The 3,032-nt window shown below is 71.0% G+C and carries 3 protein-coding genes; all 3 read left to right on the top strand.

What is annotated here, in order from left to right:
- On the top strand, window positions 1–347 hold a 347-nt coding region (locus KJ554_04045; GenBank protein ID MBU0741509.1), incomplete at its 5' end, for a SelB C-terminal domain-containing protein.
- A gap of 23 nt (window positions 348–370) precedes the next feature.
- On the top strand, window positions 371–1,429 hold the full coding sequence (gene ispG / locus KJ554_04040; GenBank protein MBU0741508.1) for a flavodoxin-dependent (E)-4-hydroxy-3-methylbut-2-enyl-diphosphate synthase: 1,059 nt from the start codon (window positions 371–373) through the stop codon (window positions 1,427–1,429).
- A gap of 322 nt (window positions 1,430–1,751) precedes the next feature.
- On the top strand, window positions 1,752–3,032 hold a 1,281-nt coding region (locus KJ554_04035), incomplete at its 3' end, for a hypothetical protein (GenBank protein MBU0741507.1).

Below are 3,032 nucleotides of genomic sequence, written 5' to 3'. Positions count from 1 at the left end.
CGGCCGGCCTCGCCGGCAGCGACGCCGCGGACCTGGACGCCGCCCTGCCGGTCGGCGCCGGCGGCCACGACGTCGCGGAATACCTGCGCTATCTCGTCGCCGGGGGTCGTGCCGTGGCCGTCACTCCGGACTATCATGTGCATGCCGACGCGCTGGCCGGGCTGCGTTCGAGCCTGCGCGTGTATTTCCGGGACGAGGGCAACTTCAAGTTCGCCGACTTCCGCGGGCTGACCGGCCTGAGCCGCAAGCTGGGCATTCCCATGCTCGAGTACCTGGACGCCAACAAGCTGACCCGCCGCGTGGGCGACCTGCGCGTCGCGGGACCGGCCCTGAGCGAGGACACATGAGCGACTCCGAGGCGAGAGCGGGCGTGACCGCGCCGCGCCGCGACACCCGGCGGGTCTCCGTCGGCGGCGTGACCGTGGGCGCCGGCGCGCCGGTGCGCGTGCAGTCTATGACCACAACCCGCACCTGCGACTTCGACGCCACCATCGACCAGATCCGCGAGCTGGCCACCGCCGGCGCGGAGATCGTGCGCGTGACCGTCAACGACGAGGCGGCCGCCGACGTCCTGCCGCGCCTGGTGGCCGAGAGCAACGTGCCGCTGGTGGCGGACATCCACTTCCAGCACACGCTCGCCCTGAAGTCCCTGCTGGCGGGCGTGGCCAAGCTGCGCATCAACCCCGGCAACATCGGCTCGCGCGACAAGGTGCGCGAGGTGGCCGCCGCGGCGCGGGATCTCGGCGTGCCGATCAGGATCGGCGTGAACAAGGGCAGCCTGCACAGGCGGTACGAGGATCTCGCCGCCATGGACCCCGCCGGCGCCCTCGTGCAGAGCGCGCTGGACGAACTGGAAACGCTGGCCGCGGTCGGCTTCGACGACGTGATAGTCTCGCTCAAGAGCAGCGAGCCCAGGGAAGTGATCGAGGCCTGCCGGCGCTTCGCCGGGATCTCCGACGTGCCCCAGCACCTTGGCATCACCGAGGCGGGGACGCTGCAGGCCGGCATCTCGCGCTCGGTGGCCGCCATGAGCGTTTTGCTGTCGGAAGGGATCGGCGACACCGTGCGCATCTCCCTGGCCGCGGACCCGGTGGAGGAGGTCGTCGCCGCGTTCCACATGCTGCAGGCGCTGGGTCTGCGCAAAGGCTTCGCGCGGGTCGTCGCCTGTCCCACCTGCGGACGCGTGGAAGTGGACGTGGTGGCGCTGGCGCGCCGGGTGGAGGAGCTGGCCAAGGGCCTGCCGCCCGACCGCGTGATCTCGGTGATGGGCTGCATCGTGAACGGCCCCGGCGAGGCGAAGGCCGCCGACCTGGGCATCGCGGCCGGCAAGTCCAAGGTGGCGATCTACCGGCGGGGAAAGCTGCATCGCAACATCGACAAGGCCGAGCTGGACCGGGTGCTCGTCGAGGAGATCGAGCTGCTCCGGTGATGGGGCGGAGCCCTGGACGGGCACGCCCTGTCGCGGGGGCGCTCGCCGGTCACTTCCTGTGACCGGCTCGCTCGGCTTCCGGATCCCTCCGCCCCCCTGGCTCCGGGACGCTTCAGACGCCCCCGCGACAGGGCGTGCCCGTCCAGGGCTCTGTCCGTCAACAGGATGAGCCTCGATCTCTTCGACCCGTCCCGGGAGATCGGACCTGACCGGCGATTGCCCGTCTCTCTTCGATCATGTATGATCGTTCCGGCCCCTGCCGGTGCCGTCCCCGCCGAGGATGCGCACCAGCCCGCCCATCTGGACACCTCTGGGGGTGGACATGACGAAGCATCTTGTGAGCCGCCTCATCGCCCTGTCCCTGACCGTTGTCGTCTTCGCGCCGGCGGCCCAAGCCGACGCCCGCCTCACCTGGCCGATCGAAGGGCCCCCCCTCGATTGCAGCCGGCCGTCGGTGGCCTCGCCCCAACCCTTAATCTCGGTGACGGTCTGGGAACAGGATGGATCCGGCGTCTGGACCTCCTTCGAGGGTATCGCCTGCACGGGCTTCTCCGGAGGGGGCCGCTCCTACCGTCAAGCCCACGGACCCGGCACCCGGCCGGAGGTCGGCGTGCTGCTGGACGAGACCTACGTGCTGGCCTTCGTGCGCGGCGACAGCCTCGTGGTGCGCGAGGGCGACGGCGAGGCGAACTGGGCGACGGCCGCGGTGGCCTACCTGGGCGCCCAGGTGGACGGCGTCGGGCGCATAGACCTGTGGTGCAGTCCGTATCACGCGTACGACGAGTGGGCCTGGCTGGCCGTCTGGTCGGGCTCCTACTCCGGCGGCGCCATCCGCTTCATGCGCCGGACCGGGTCCGGCTGGGACGCGCTGGAGACCGTCCCCAACGCCGACTCCGAGCTGTACGATTACGCGTTCCCCCAGGTGACGGAGTACGGCGGCCCCGCCAGCCCCCTGCCGCGCATCTACTACAACGACATGGATCCGGAGCCGTGCCTGAAGTACGTGGACTGGCAGCCCGGGGGCGGCTGGACCGACCCCGTCTCACACGCCAGCGGCTACGCCTTCGGCAGCGAGTTCGACGCGGCGCGCACCCCCGACGGCTACGTCTTCCTGTCCACCGGCCTGCAGCCCACCTGTCCCTGCAACTTCATCCGCTTCAGCGAGTGGACCGAGACCGGTGGCTGGAGCGATGCGATCGACATGACCGTGTCCGTGGACTATTACGACTGGCCCCTGTCGCCGCGGGTGGGCGTCGACCCGGGCGGCCGCGTACACGCCTTCTGGTACCAGCTCGGCAGCGATCCGATGCTGGAGCCCCACACCAGGCGTCTGTACTACCAGGTCCGCGACGGCGGCACCTGGGAGGACCGCAGCGACGATCTCGCCGGGCAGAGCGACACGGGCCTCGACCAGCACCTGTCCCTGTCCGTCGACGGCGCCGGCGAGGCGGTCTTCGCCTGGGCGCGGCGCGACACCGTGGGGGGCGTCCCGCAGCCCGAGCGGATCTGGATCTCCTACCACAACTACTGCGCCCTGGACGCGGGTGACGGCCCGCCGGCAGTCCTGCGCGCGGCGGCGGCGCCGAATCCCTTTAATCCGGCG

It is taken from the genome of bacterium (assembly GCA_018814885.1).
Classification (GTDB): Bacteria; Krumholzibacteriota; Krumholzibacteriia; order LZORAL124-64-63; family LZORAL124-64-63; genus JAHIYU01.
Note: the sequence above shows the minus strand (reverse complement) of the source record. Positions and strands in the feature narration are given on the sequence as shown.